This is a genomic window from Virgibacillus sp. MSJ-26 (assembly GCF_018918075.1).
GTDB lineage: Bacteria > Bacillota > Bacilli > Bacillales > Amphibacillaceae > MSJ-26.
Map to the genome: position 1 here is coordinate 102,838 of NZ_JAHLPW010000010.1, position 13,254 is coordinate 116,091.

General features: G+C 35.1%; 13 protein-coding genes. 3 read left to right on the forward strand and 10 right to left on the reverse strand.

From position 1 onward, the window contains the following. Positions 1-49 precede the first annotated feature (49 nt). Entirely contained in the window at positions 50-1,486 is a 1,437-nt protein-coding gene (locus KQI49_RS11060) for an OmpA family protein (protein ID WP_216488972.1), read from the reverse strand. Between the two features lie 378 nt (positions 1,487-1,864). Between KQI49_RS11060 and KQI49_RS11065 the strand changes: the two genes are divergently transcribed. Both KQI49_RS11065 and KQI49_RS11070 read left to right on the forward strand, forming a co-directional pair. Continuing rightward, positions 1,865-3,223 carry an APC family permease gene (locus KQI49_RS11065; RefSeq protein WP_216488974.1) on the forward strand — a complete coding sequence of 453 codons (1,359 nt, stop codon included), beginning with the start codon at positions 1,865-1,867 and terminating at the stop codon, positions 3,221-3,223. Positions 3,224-3,515: 292 nt separating this feature from the next. Further along, entirely contained in the window at positions 3,516-4,472 is a 957-nt protein-coding gene (locus tag KQI49_RS11070) for an acetamidase/formamidase family protein (RefSeq protein ID WP_216488976.1), read from the forward strand. 221 nt (positions 4,473-4,693) lie between these two features. Here the strand turns inward: KQI49_RS11070 and KQI49_RS11075 are convergent, their stop codons facing one another. Continuing rightward, a complete protein-coding gene (locus KQI49_RS11075; protein ID WP_216488978.1) occupies positions 4,694-5,323 on the reverse strand; it encodes a DUF2628 domain-containing protein in 630 nt (209 codons plus the stop codon). A gap of 253 nt (positions 5,324-5,576) precedes the next feature. On the opposite strand from KQI49_RS11075, the gene KQI49_RS11080 reads away from it, so the two are divergent. Next, entirely contained in the window at positions 5,577-6,443 is an 867-nt protein-coding gene (locus KQI49_RS11080) for a YitT family protein (RefSeq protein ID WP_216488980.1), read from the forward strand. A gap of 80 nt (positions 6,444-6,523) precedes the next feature. Here the strand turns inward: KQI49_RS11080 and KQI49_RS11085 are convergent, their stop codons facing one another. The 8 genes from KQI49_RS11085 to KQI49_RS11120 all read right to left on the reverse strand — a co-directional run bounded on the left by KQI49_RS11085 (position 6,524) and on the right by KQI49_RS11120 (position 13,254). Further along, the gene (locus tag KQI49_RS11085) at positions 6,524-7,267 is read right to left on the reverse strand and encodes a LytR/AlgR family response regulator transcription factor (protein WP_216488982.1); all 744 of its coding nucleotides are present in this window, start codon (positions 7,265-7,267) and stop codon (positions 6,524-6,526) included. 12 nt (positions 7,268-7,279) lie between these two features. Further along, positions 7,280-8,578: a sensor histidine kinase gene (locus KQI49_RS11090; RefSeq protein WP_216488984.1), complete on the reverse strand. Its 1,299-nt coding sequence runs from the start codon at positions 8,576-8,578 to the stop codon at positions 7,280-7,282. Between the two features lie 63 nt (positions 8,579-8,641). Beyond that, positions 8,642-8,800: a cyclic lactone autoinducer peptide gene (locus tag KQI49_RS11095; protein ID WP_216488986.1), complete on the reverse strand. Its 159-nt coding sequence runs from the start codon at positions 8,798-8,800 to the stop codon at positions 8,642-8,644. A gap of 16 nt (positions 8,801-8,816) precedes the next feature. After that, positions 8,817-9,401, reverse strand: coding sequence for an accessory gene regulator AgrB (locus tag KQI49_RS11100; protein ID WP_216488988.1), 585 nt, complete (start codon positions 9,399-9,401; stop codon positions 8,817-8,819). 125 nt (positions 9,402-9,526) lie between these two features. Continuing rightward, positions 9,527-10,396 (reverse strand): hypothetical protein, encoded by an 870-nt coding sequence (locus KQI49_RS11105; protein WP_216488990.1) that lies wholly within the window; start codon positions 10,394-10,396, stop codon positions 9,527-9,529. A 10-nt stretch (positions 10,397-10,406) separates the two neighbouring features. Further along, entirely contained in the window at positions 10,407-11,141 is a 735-nt protein-coding gene (locus tag KQI49_RS11110) for a SagB/ThcOx family dehydrogenase (protein ID WP_253286800.1), read from the reverse strand. A gap of 18 nt (positions 11,142-11,159) precedes the next feature. Continuing rightward, entirely contained in the window at positions 11,160-12,020 is an 861-nt protein-coding gene (locus KQI49_RS11115) for a thiopeptide-type bacteriocin biosynthesis protein (RefSeq protein ID WP_216488992.1), read from the reverse strand. Between the two features lie 43 nt (positions 12,021-12,063). Then, the gene (locus KQI49_RS11120; RefSeq protein WP_216488994.1) at positions 12,064-13,254 is read right to left on the reverse strand and encodes a hypothetical protein; all 1,191 of its coding nucleotides are present in this window, start codon (positions 13,252-13,254) and stop codon (positions 12,064-12,066) included.

The window sequence follows — 13,254 nt, forward strand, 5'->3', positions numbered from 1 at the left end:
AGCGGTATTGTCGTACGACAGACAATACCGCTTAATTACGGCGTAATCATTATTCTTTATTAAAAATAATCTCGACGCGACGATTTCTTTTTCTACCTTCTTCATCTTCATTGGACTCTACAGGTTTGGTTTGTCCAAAACCCTCTTTAGTCATATTAAGATGTTTTAAATCACCATGTTTTGTTAAATATTCCTCTACGGAAGCTGCTCTTTCTTCAGATAAATTTAAATTATAATTCGGTTCGCCTTCATTATCTGTATGACCATGGATTTGGATGTCTTCCCCCTCGTCAAGGCCTTCTAAAATTGCAATGACGTCATCCAATGTATTTTTTGCTTCGCCTTTCAAATCACTTTTATCAAAATCAAATAAAACATCGTCAGGCACTTGGATTTTTAGTTCGCCATCGTCTTCTGTAATTAAAGAATCCTCTGGTGTATCTATATCCATGCCTTCGTTGTCTATTGTAATTAATATTTCTTGGTGGTCATCGACTTCCTTAACGATATCACCTGTTAAATGCTCAAAATCTTCACCATATGTTTTATGAATTTCTTTTTTTGTACGGTGTGAGCGAACTGGCGCACCTTGAATCTCGATATATCCGTCGCTTGTGATAGATTCATATTTAACCGGTAATACAAATGTTCCATCTGGCTCTACAAACATTTCTGTTGCCCATTCTTGAGCAAATGTAGCATCGGCATCTTCAAAATATCTACCTTGTAACACCAGTCCTTCTAATAAGTTAGATTTACCTTTTACGTATAAATAACGATGATCATTATCAACAATTTCTACGTCCATCCAAACTTCTATGTTCCCGTAATCATCAGGTAAAGGCTCTCTTTCCGGTGTTTCAATAGTAAATGTTGTTTGTTCATCTCCTACTTGAAAGTACACCGGGATATATAATCTTTGATCGGGGGGACCAACACTGTCAAATTGATAAACGAATGGTCCTGTGAATTTCTCTCCTTGCTTCCCGTAGGCTTCGACAACATTTTCTTGAAAAGTGCTACCTTTAATTTCAATTTTAACTTCAACTTGTTCCCCATTATATTTTTCAAAAAAGTCGTCATCAAGAGGATAGTCAATAGTAACTGTCCCATCACTTTTAATTTCTCCATTTTCAGAACCTGCTGTGCCTATTGGGCTACTGAGTTCCCCATACGCTTTACTCATATTAACCTCGACAACTGTATTTTCCACTAAATTCGTATCTAATTCAACACGAACAATATTTTCATCTTCTATAACAGTAACCTGCCCCTCAATCATTTGCTCTTCATCTTCTGAGTCTGATTTTTCCTCCTCTTGTTCTTCATCTTCTCCGTCCGCTTCGGTTTCCACGACTTCTTCCTCTCCTGGTTCCTCATCTCTTTCTGGTTCTGTCTTTCCTTCCGCTTCGTCTTCAGAGGAGCATCCGATCATGATTGCTAGAATGAATACTATTAAAAATGATAATAGCTTTTTTTTAGGCATATATACCTCCACATTGTACTTTGATGAAATTTTTAGAATTTATTTATAATTTTTATATTAGCATATACGTTTTTTACTAACAATGTGTCTTTTAGCCTAGTTATACTAGCCTGCTCAGCGCTAAACCTACTATTATTCCGGCTTTGAGTTCTGTTTTTCTTAGTAAAATCCCTCTCTTGCTATACGTTATCAGTTGTAGTTCATAAATAAGCATTTTGGACATACACTTGGTTTTAATACTAAATTTTCAATCCATTTTGTCATCTACCGCATGAAATATCTGATTTTTATAACTTTTACGAAAACAAAATTGACTTTAACACTTTAAAGTATTATAATCTTGAAAATATAATTTTTAAGTAAAGGAGATGATGATTAATGTTAAAAGGAAACAAAGGAACGTCGATTAGTCAATTTGGCTATAAGGAAGAATTAAGTCGTTCCCTTTCATTCAAGGATTTACTGATTTATGGACTTATTTTTATGGTACCAATTGCTCCGTTTGGTATATACGGGGAGGTCATGCTTGAATCTCAAGGGATGGTTGCTTTAGCCTATCTGATTGGGATGGTTGGAATGGTTTTTACTGCTTTAAGTTATGCTAGAATGTCGGAAGCATTTCCAATGTCAGGGTCGGTATATTCATATGCTGGTCGAGGCATAAACCAGTATGTTGGTTTCGTTGCCGGTTGGGCAATTCTACTCGACTATATACTCGTTCCTGCCTTACTTTATGTAGTCAGTGCTACAGCTCTAACAGGTATGTGGCCTGCCATTCCGGGATGGGTTTGGCTTGTGCTCTTTATTTTAATTAATACAGTCATTAACTATTTCGGAATTGAGTTTACTGCTAGAACGAACATTATCTTTTTGATTTTTGAATTAGCAGTTCTTGTTATTTTCTTGGTCGTGGGAATTTCTGCGATTGCTAAAGGGGTTAATGGCGCGACATTTTCTTTTGATCCTCTCTATAACCCTGATACGTTTAGTATGAAAGTTGTCATGGGAGCTGTGTCAATCGCGGTACTCAGTTTCTTAGGTTTCGATGCCATCTCCACCCTCTCCGAAGAATCAGCAGATGGACCAAAAGCAATCGGTAAAGCAACGATTTGGTCTTTACTTATTGTTGGTGTCCTCTTTATGGTGCAGACATGGGTCGCAGCCTTAATTTATCCTGATTTTAATAGTTTTGATGATATAGGGACGGCTTTCTATGAAACAGCTGAAATGGCGGGTGGGCCGTGGCTCGGTGTTCTGACAGCTATCGCAACTGCGCTTGCTTGGGGGATTGCGGATGCTCTTGTTGCACAAGTGGCCATTTCTAGAGTTCTATTCAGTATGGGACGTGACCGAAAACTCCCGAAATTCTTGGCAAAAGTCCATCCCAAATACAAGACGCCATATACAAGTATCATCTTTGTTGCCTTTGTTTCACTAGGTGTCGGACTATTTTTCATGGGCGATATTGGGATTTTATCGTCATTCATTAACTTTGGTGCTTTAACAGCATTCCTGTTTTTACATGTATCCGTCTTTTCCCATTATATCGTCAAAAACAAAAGTAAAAATTACTGGAAATATCTCGTCTTGCCACTCATTGGCTTTATCATCATCGCTTACGTTTGGATTAACTTAGCAACCGAAGCGAAAACTCTTGGATTAGCCTGGCTTGCGATTGGTATTGTTGTCGCTATTTACTTTGCAATTAAGAAGAAAGATGCATCCATTGACATGTGATAAACCTAAAGTATACTAAATATTAATACTTTTTTAATATAAATAAAGGGATTTCGGTGTTTTTTATGTGTAGTTTATAAAACAGACACTTTTACTAGCGAATGGAATATGCGAGACTCCAGTGGGAGCTAAGGCCTAACGCGCCCCCGAAATGTAGCATTCGGAGGCTCATTAGCAAAGAAGAATGAAACCCAATTCTTCCTAGCCCACGGAAAGCGAGTATATTCCATGAGCGGCATTTTAAACTTTCTACACCTTTTTCCGAATTCCCAAATAAAAGGAGCGTATTGAAATGACAATTCACCATCACCAACATCCTTATATGACCATTCATGACTTTGACTCACACAGCCATATCGGTTGGGATAATTCTATCAAACCAATTGCTGAAGTCGATTCCCAGCAAAAACTAACCTATCAAATTACTGAAGCATCAGGCGGACAGTTTACAAAACATTCAACGAAAAAAGATGTTGAAACGCTTGATTTTGGTAGAATTAACCCTGTTGCTGGTCCTGTTTACGTGAAAGGCGCGGAACCTGGCGATACGTTAGAAATTGAAATGCTAGATTTTTCTCAACTTGACTGGGGATGGACTGCTCTTATTCCTGGTTTCGGTTTACTGACCGATGAATTTAAGGAACCAGCTATTAAAACATTTGATTTAACTAAGAAAAATACGGTTGAATTTTTAGATGGGATTAATTTATTTATGAAACCATTTCCGGGTACAGTTGGTGTGGCATTACCTGAGGCAGGCAATCACAGTGTTGTGCCACCTCGCAAAAATGGTGGAAATGTTGATATTCGCCACCTCACACGCGGAGCAAAACTCTATCTACCGGTTTGGGTTGAAGGTGCTCTGTTCTCAATCGGGGATACCCATGCCGCACAAGGTGATGGTGAAGTTTGTGGAACAGCGATTGAAGCGTCCATGGAAACAACGATTCGCTTCAAGCTGCATAAAGGAAAATCTATCGCTGAACCTCGTTATGAAATTCCAGGACCACCTACCCCTGAAGCGGATAGTAAAGGTTATTATGTAACAACAGGTCACGGGGAAGATATTTATAAAGCGTCTCAAAATGCCATCCGTTATATGATTGAGCACTTAATGGATACTTATAAAATGTCAGAAGTTGAAGCATATATGCTTTGTAGTGTAGCTGTTGATTTGCGGATTAGTGAAATTGTCAATATGCCGAATTGTCTCGTGTCTGCCTTTTTACCGAATTCGATTTTTAGTTAGAGATGTGAAGAAAGAGGTTCCGCTCCTTTTATTGGATGGAACCTCTTTTTTTATGACTACTTCATGAGGAGATTTTACATTTGCAAAGCTATAAATGACATAATTGCTGCTTTTTCCGATATATGTGGTCTTCCTACTAATACAAATCTTTTAATGGAAATACCGTTTAAAATCAATCGCTAGCAAAAAACGGCTCCTGACACTCTTCATTATTCAGTCTCCTAAAACGGAAATAAAAATGCCGAAATGACTGCATAGCCTAGGAAAATCGCAACACTTACTCCTACACCACCCCAGCTTGGTCCACCGTTTTCCCTAATATACGACTCGGCATTTTCACCTTGTTCTTCTTCAATTCTATTTACTTGGCGGTTGACATGTTCTTTATAAAGATTATTCCCACTTAAGCCAAGAACGACGCTGACAACCAAACCTATGTTTGTTGTACTATCCAAGTCAACTCCAGTTACAAGTGAGACAATATCAAGCGCAAAATAGATACCTACAATAATAAAAACTGTGCGATACATTTTGCGGTAACCTAGCCAAAAGAACGTTAAGAAAAAAGCTGGCCAGTTCCAACTAATATTTTTACCCTTTTTCCACTTCGCCCTATAGTAATCAATTTTGTCTCCTACATATAAACTGATTAAATGTTGAAAAGGCTCCTCAACATCTGATGATTCATGTTCCTGATTAGGTTCTATTCCTTCCCCTGTCCCATTTACCACGTCATTAAGTTCATTTTCCCGTACATCTTCAGCCTGATTACCATTCGTTAGTTTTTCTCCACATACATTACAAAACTCCGCATCCGCGCTTTGCTCTGCTCCACATTTTTTACAATTCAAAAAATCACCTCCGTTAGGATTTCCTGTATTTAAACATATTATATAGTAGTATGATAGATTACAAGTAAGAAGGAAATGTTGCTTATACAACCCCTTGGAAAATTAAAAAATTTACGGCCGACTTACTCTTTGTAGATTTATGTTTTTCTGCCGGGTGTAAAGGTTATTGATTAATAGGCATCATCCAAGTGGATTTACATTATTTTTTCAAATAAAACACTAAAACAACTAGAGCAAAACTGAGGAGGCTTACATGAAAACACAACTTAACCCCATAGAAATACTTATAATCATATTCGGCTCCATCCTTTTCGCGTTTGGGATTAACTATTTCACCATCCCGAATCAACTATCTGAAGGGGGAATTACGGGGCTTACCGTCATTATCCATTACTTATCTGATTGGTCAACAGGATTAATCAACTTTACATTAAATATCATTTTATTCACGTTCAGTGTTAAATATCTTGATAAAAAAGAAATTATCTATACACTTATCGCCATTGTCGTAAGCTCAACTGCCCTATTTTACACTGAAGGGGTCGAGACGGTTTTCACGAGTGACACACTGCTCGCTTCCGTTTTTGCCGGTCTTTTCGTTGGTATGGGGATCGGACTTATTTTCAGATCTGGTGGTACTATGGGTGGGACGACAATTATTGCCCGTATTCTCAATCAGTTTTTAGGAATGAGTGTCGGCAGTGCGATGCTGTTTATTGATATAGTTGTTGTTATTGGTTCCATTTATATTATTGGTATTGAAAAAGCTCTCTACACCGTCATTGCGGTCTACGTTGGGGCGAAAGTGATGGATACTATTATTAAGGGTAAAGAAGAAAAAGTTGCCGTTACAATTATTTCGAGATATGAAACAAAGATTTTAAATGAAGTCCTCACAAGAATGTCCCGGGGTATCACTGTTTTAGAAGGACGTGGCGGATTCAGCAACCAACGTCGCGAACTCCTTTATCTCGTCATCAATAAATACGAAATCCCCACGCTCAAAGACATTATTTACGGGATTGACGACGAAGCCTACGTTACAATTTATACGGTCAGTGAAATTATTGGAAAAGGATTTAAAGCTAGGAAAGAAAAGGGAAAGACACCGGTTAAGTGAAGAGGTGGGTGCTTATGATATCCACCTCTATATTTCATAATATTCTATCGTCTGTTCTAAGGCCTATAGTCAAAATTAATTCATTTCTCATCCCACAACATTTTTTTCAGTTTTCTGAAATTCCGGCTCGAAGCAAAACATACTGCGCCATTTGTCATGGTAATATCACGCGTTTTATTATCAATAGATTCAATGTTATCCGTATTTACGACAAAAGAATTGTGACAACGATAAAATCGATCATCCAAATCTTCTATTTCTTTTAATTTGCCATAAAACTCTACTTGGCGGTTTTCAGAGTGCATAATTATTTTATGTAATTTAGAGGACGTTTCAAAGAATAAAATTTTATCATAATCCTCACTTATAACTTTATCGCCACTTGTTATTTTAAACCTTTTTTTCGTCGTTTCATTATGCTCAGACATATACCTTTCATTAGCCGTATCAATACAGTCAATGACCCTTTTTTGAATATCTGTAATATCATCTTTAATAATATAATCCATTGCCTCAACTTTATAAAGAAAGGTTAAATACGTCAACTCAGAATGTGATGTCACAAAAACAATAGAACCTCTAGAGTCATATTTTCTTATATCCGCTCCTAAAGCAATACCCGTTTTTTCATGGTTTAAATTAACGTCGAGAAAATATAACCCATTAACGTTGTTTGCTTTAAGATAATCAATAATTTCATCAGGGTTATCTGTAGAAAGTGTGACTTTCATATCCAGTTCTTCAATCATAATGTAATTTTCAACATACTTTGTGATTTTTTTCCTTTGTTGCTCATCATCTTCGCAAATAAAAATATCTAACATGACGATGTCCCCTTACCCTAATATTTCAATCACTTGAAAAAATTGGTTGCCTTCTATCTTTGTTTCGAGCGTAACATTATCGAGAGTTGACACAATATCTTTTAAACTCGTTAAACCCAATCCTCTATTCTCTCCTTTAGTTGAATATCCTTCTTCGAAAACCTTATATAACTTAGGCGCTTCTCCGGCAAAAGTATTAACAACAATAATTAATATTGAGGTTTCCTTCTTAATAAATGCAATGGTCACCTTGCCATCTTCATGTTCGACTGACTCCTCAATTGCATTGTCTAAGAGAATACCTAAACTACGACAAAGACTGATCGATTCAATATTGATATGTTCAATTGGTTCCGCGACTTCTACAGAAATATCAACTCCCGCGTCCTCGGCCTTCATCAATTTTGAAACAAGCGTTCCTTTCACTTCTGTTATCTTAATATTTTTTATCGATTCAAGTTTATATTTATTTAATCTAATACCCTCACTGGCTGGCATAATCTTTTGATTGAAGTAACTTTCCAACTCTTTCATATCGCCCATTCGTATGTATTCTGACATAGAAGTTAAAATGTTAATGTAATCATGCCTGAACTTTTGCAGCTCACTGTACATATCTTCTAGGTTTTCCGAATAAATTCGCAGTTGCTTATACTCTTCTTGCTTACTCTTAACCTTTATTTCTTTTACAATAGAAGAGAATAATAGACCTAGTATACTAACAAAAAATATCAAGTATAAAAAGAAGATATAACTATTAAGTTGAACAATTTCGTTTGAAAAGCCGATTCGACTTGAAATAAGTATATTAATATAAATAAAGACAATCGTTACACCGATTAACAATGCTAGAATTAAACCATACTTTCTTATGTAGGGGACCCATAGGCCAATACGACGAATGATAATATTTGTAAAAATTGTTAATACCATACAAAAGAAAAAAATCATTAATAAATGGATGAGCATATAAGATAAATCTGTCTCAACATTTTCAAATGAAAAATTAAATAAATAAATTTCCATCAATGCACTTAAATGATCACTAATTACTAAAATGAACAATGAGAAAAGAGGGACAATAAAACTTCCCAACTTATCTTTCGTTTGCCAGTAATTAATGACAAACAAAAAAATGACAGGTATAAAAATCCCGATAATACCAATATACATAAAAAATAACGGTCCACTACCTGCCAGCAGAATAACTGACAGCACTCGTTGCTTTGTAAAACCTTTCGTTTTCAATAAGCAAAAGTTAATAACACAAAGAATCATTATTTGAATTAAACTACCAATATACTCTGCCAACACAAAAATGCTCCTCTTCGGCCTTTAGGAGCATTTTATCATGATATTGAAATTTTTGAAAGTTTACTTTACTTCTTCTTTCAGTTCTTCTGGAAATTCGGGTTCGTAAACAAATATCGAACAACTTAAATTCATCGAGGCTGATGCAATTGTTGTTCCCAATGTCGACACCATTCCTGTTAATATGGTTTTAAAAAAATTCCCTTTGATAATTTTCATCATCACATATCATCTCCATTTAAATTGTATTTTTTTGAATCGTTAAGACACTTGCTAAGGTTGCCCCCGTAGTAATAAGCGTTTTAGTCGTTTCATCTGAGATTAACAGTGTAATAATCATTAATACAATACACATAACAATTGATAGGTTACGTAGTTTCCGCTTTTTGTTGTAATCCATGCTCACACCTTTTTTAGTGAGACTAGGTGCGAATAAATATAATATGAATCCATTTGCAAGGTAGATTGGCAGAATCATTGGACCGGGTATGCTGTATGATGTTGCAAGGTATGGAATACCGACAAAATACATGATACTTAATAAAGTACACATGATGCTTGTCCAAGCATGAATTCCGTAGGCTGTTTTTCTAATAATACAATAGGATATATGAAAGATAATCGTGGCTGTGAGTAGATTAAGTATGTAGGCAGTTAAGTAAACTGCAAACATTTTCGTGATGTTAATAAAAAGAACTTCAATGCCATACTTCAACTTTAAATAGGTTCGCCTGTCTGTACTTTGGTACTCTTTCACCCAATCTGCCAGACGAGCGGCAGCTATTTCCGTAAGACTAATTTTATTTACTCCCGAATTCTTCATCTCTCTCACCTCACATACATCATACATCTGTTTGTCCTTACTATCTTAATTCTTATCTAAGAAGGTGTAATTTACACTTAAGTGATATAAATAAATTTAATTTGTATCATAAATGTTATGAATAATCACTTATTTGCGCCCATCAAAGTGGGTGTCTTCGGAAAGATCGTGACTGCCTCACTATAACCTTGTAAATCCAAACGACTAATAACTAGACTATGACGTGTAGGAATACAACAATCCTTATTTAATTTACTATTCAACCCAAAAATATGACTATATAAAATGCGTTCAATAAAGAAGTATAGTAAGCGCTCTTCCTGGTGAAGGATAATAGGTTTATCATGTGAATTAACGGTATCAAATTTAGGTATATGAAATTCATCAGTATAAATAAGTGGGCCTATTGCTATTTTGTCTTGATTAGTTTTTAAAAACAAGACACTTTCCGCAAAACTTTGCCATAGATAATCTTTGTCTTCTCCAGATGGTTCAGTTATTACAAAGTCGTAAGTAGCCTGATCAATTGGTACTTGATTTCCTGCCATAACGGTCATGTCGAGAAAAGGATGTTTATCAAGCATCTCTGCCAAATAATTATAACCATTGATATCTAGGATGATACGCACAATCTTGTCCCCATGAATAAACGGTTGAATATCTTGAATATATTGATTGAAATGATCTCTCGATAAAAATTCGGCGCGTAATAACTCAGTATATTCTCTTATTAACTTAAAAGAACGATAGGTTCTTTCTTCATTGCAATTTATAAAATAATTATTATACTTTTTGACAATATTATGCGTCATCCTCTCCTCTAAAGATGAGATTGATTTATTAATGGGAGTCCCAAAATATAATAATCTCTTTAACTTATAGTCATCCACAGCCTGTGATTTAAAAGCAAACTCAACTTTATTTTGTACACTATCAGAAACGATCATAACATTGTCGTGTTCCCTGATCTCATATCGATGATCTAATAGATACATATTTTCTCACCTACCCTAATAATAATGCATACAATGTTATTTCCCTATCCCCGATTACTTTGTTTAGTTCCAAATCATAAAACCCTCCGAGCGGAATTGCTTCAATCCCCAAGTATGTTGCTACCAGTTGAATATTTTGTCCAATATGTCCCGCTTCTTGCTGAACAAGCTTGTAAGAAATATCGTTATATTTTTCAAAAATTGATTGAAAATCTACACTTAATACGATAGCGAATTGACTAGTATATGCTAAATGATCCTGAATAAAAGTAGTTTGTATCTGAGACCATGGGACATGTCTTTTTATTAAAAGCTGATTGGTATCAGCGTTTAATTCAGTCACATTACCTTGGTTCCATATTTCCTTTTCTACGCGATTTTCATTAAATAATAAATGGATATTTACATAATATTGTGCTCCACCTGATGGATATGAACGATGTGGACGATCTCCTCCAATAAAAGCTAACTGGGAAAATTGAGATATAAAGTCTTTAGTAATACTCTGCTTGTTTGGAAGTTCATTTACCCATGTTTTTCTTTGAAATATAGTATTCTCAAAACTATTAGAAGTGTTAAATGTATAAGACAAATCTTTTGTTATATAGCCCTTGTTGGATTTTTTTTGACGTTCATAATGCCGGTATAGCTGTGTTGAGGTGAACTTTTTATCATTGATTGAGAAATAATGATAATCCTTCATTTTGTTATCGGCTTTTAAAGAATAATCCCATGTCCAAGTCATCGTTCTCCCTCCCTTTGTCTAAATTTGTTGATAAACTTTTTCTTGATAATAATCAAACAATATTTTTGAAAAAATATATTCATAATCAGGTGAAACACCTAAGCGATTATTCAACATATGCATATGAGAAATTGCAATATAAAATATCTCATGTTCTTTATAAACGGATTGATTTTTTCTAATTTGATTCATTTTTTCTTCTAAAAATGATAGATACGGACGGTATGGTTTTAATGTATCCTTATTTTCTAACTGACCAGCCCTTTTAATTAAGGCTTTTTTTAATTGTTCAAAATCAGGCTGATTCTGAAACTCTATCCATACCATGAAATAATCTTGATAAAATTGTTTTAGATTTTGAATTAAGCCCATTTTCTCAATCAGTCTTCCACATTCATACATCACGTCAAAAGCTATCTGGTATCGCTTATTTCGGGAAACTTGTTGAATAATACTACTAGCAAATTCCGACGAAGCTTTAAATATTTCCTCTGAAATATTCATAACAGATTGTCCGCCATAACGCAGATATTCAGGATTATAGTCAATTGACTGAATACTAAAATTTGGATGTGATATGCCACTGCCTTTCCCCTCTGTATTCTCCACTCGCTCGTCATCTATGACAGTCTTAAAATCCCAGTTTTTATTTTCAATCCGAAACTGTTCTAAAGACCACTGCAATTTATATTCAAAGCTGTTGTCAGTTTTATTCTTTTTTTCTTTATATCTGATTCGAACGTGAGGGCCCCCATCCCAGTAGCGGATAAAAAAGTAACTACCTGACAACTCTTTATCTGCTAAAGGCAAAAGGACATCTTTCAGATACGTATCTATTAATTGATAATCATGAATGAATATATGTTTTGATATCCACATACAAATTCTCCTTTAATATTCAATTCTAAAAATTGGGTCTTTGCTAATCCTCGATAAAAGAAGTGTGCCCACTGTGAGAAGGAGGAAATATCATCAATGAATAACCTAAAAATTCTTTCTTGGGTATATTAAAGCGCTCTTTTAAATAGCTATCTTTATAATTTTTCATTCCCCTTGAAGCTCTACCCCATTTACTTATAAGCAATGATATATATTGGGCAATATACCCGATGTCAACAAATTTCTGATCATACGATTGTTGATTCTGATGCTTATCAAAATGAAAAAACACCCACATATTTAACCCTGTAACATTCGTATATGATTGCTGGCTTGCTAATATTCGATTAGGTTCGATTTGATTGATGGCCTTCCTAACTTTCACCAGTGTGTCTGATTCATAGCGATAATAGCCGCTTTCATATCCCTCCACATCATTTATATATATTGATATCTTCACATCGTTTTGGTTTGTTCTTTCCTTAAGTAATGATAGAAATTCTTCCATGCACGCCTTCTTTAATGTTTCTTTTAAAAACACATCACCTGATGTAGACTGATCTGCTGTCCGACATTTAATTGAATCATAGAGTCTTTGGGACTCTTTCAATCTAGCGGTGCAGGCAATATGGGTACTTTTTTCAGGTTGCAGAAGTTCAACACCTCTTGCAATCGAAAGAAATGGAATTTCATTTACTAGGAGGTATGCTTTATCATAGCTTTGATAATTAACACCTTCACTCGTTAATGCCACTTCCACATTCAGTAACGCATGACCAATATTAAGTAACGAAAGCATTTTATAAAATTCTCCATAGTCACGTTGAAGCTTTCGATCATCTGCTATTAAAAAGAAATATACTTTATCGCTGTTCACTCCACCAATTAGGTTGTTTTTGCTTATTACAATTTTATCTAACAACGGATTCAAACTATAAAGATGATCTCTGAAAAGCATAACGAGTTTTACACTAGGAATATTTTTGGCAGTTGGGGAAGCTGAATGAAAATAATATTTACTATGAAAGTCGATACGATAAACCCTTTCAACACTCGAAAAAACTTTGTAAAGATAGCTATCCCATTCTGGTAAATGATTATGTTGTTTTAAAAATTCCATGTCAATGGATGCCTCTGGTGTCAACTCCCAGCTAACATTCGTAATATTTTCACCAAAGCTAAATGTTTGAAATCTTTTTTCACCAAATTTATCTAAATAATCCTTATCGATCAT

Coding starts and splice junctions, on each gene's coding strand:
- KQI49_RS11060 (WP_216488972.1), bottom strand. CDS start 1,486: ATGCCTAAAAAAAAGCTATTATCATTTTTAATAGTATTCATTCTAGCA.
- KQI49_RS11065 (WP_216488974.1), top strand. CDS start 1,865: ATGTTAAAAGGAAACAAAGGAACGTCGATTAGTCAATTTGGCTATAAG.
- KQI49_RS11070 (WP_216488976.1), top strand. CDS start 3,516: ATGACAATTCACCATCACCAACATCCTTATATGACCATTCATGACTTT.
- KQI49_RS11080 (WP_216488980.1), top strand. CDS start 5,577: ATGAAAACACAACTTAACCCCATAGAAATACTTATAATCATATTCGGC.
- KQI49_RS11085 (WP_216488982.1), bottom strand. CDS start 7,267: ATGTTAGATATTTTTATTTGCGAAGATGATGAGCAACAAAGGAAAAAA.
- KQI49_RS11095 (WP_216488986.1), bottom strand. CDS start 8,800: ATGATGAAAATTATCAAAGGGAATTTTTTTAAAACCATATTAACAGGA.
- KQI49_RS11100 (WP_216488988.1), bottom strand. CDS start 9,401: ATGAAGAATTCGGGAGTAAATAAAATTAGTCTTACGGAAATAGCTGCC.
- KQI49_RS11105 (WP_216488990.1), bottom strand. CDS start 10,396: ATGTATCTATTAGATCATCGATATGAGATCAGGGAACACGACAATGTT.
- KQI49_RS11110 (WP_253286800.1), bottom strand. CDS start 11,141: ATGACTTGGACATGGGATTATTCTTTAAAAGCCGATAACAAAATGAAG.
- KQI49_RS11115 (WP_216488992.1), bottom strand. CDS start 12,020: ATGTGGATATCAAAACATATATTCATTCATGATTATCAATTAATAGAT.
- KQI49_RS11120 (WP_216488994.1), bottom strand. CDS start 13,254: ATGATCGATAAGGATTATTTAGATAAATTTGGTGAAAAAAGATTTCAA.